Here is a 274-nt window from a genome sequence, read left to right as displayed (position 1 = left end):
CCTTTGGGAAGGAACTGGATTCTCTTGCCGATATAGTTACCTTCGGGGTAGCGCCGTCTTTCCTTGTTTACTATACTTATTTTTATCAGTTCGATTTATTAGGCTTTGCTGTTGCTGGTTTATTCCCTCTTTTTGGAGCGTATCGACTGGCTAGGTTTAATGTGAATACGAGTAAATCATCCAATAATTATTTTTCAGGTGTGCCAATCACTGCTGCCGGAGGTATATTAGCGATACTAACCTTATTTGTTGAAACACTTCCTGAGATAATTAC

The 274-nt window shown here is 39.4% G+C and carries 1 protein-coding gene; it reads left to right on the top strand.

Going from position 1 to position 274, the window contains the following annotated elements; genetic code table 11:
• Positions 1–274 (top strand): phosphatidylcholine/phosphatidylserine synthase (locus AOA62_RS01770; protein WP_368665701.1); only part of this gene is annotated, 274 nt, incomplete at both ends.

Origin of the sequence: Pseudomonas sp. 2995-3, assembly GCF_002742565.1 — a bacterium.
In the GTDB taxonomy this organism is placed as follows: domain Bacteria; phylum Pseudomonadota; class Gammaproteobacteria; order Pseudomonadales; family Pseudomonadaceae; genus Aquipseudomonas; species Aquipseudomonas edaphica.
The sequence above is the reverse complement of the archived record's forward strand: the minus strand, read 5'-3'. Positions and strand labels throughout refer to the sequence as shown.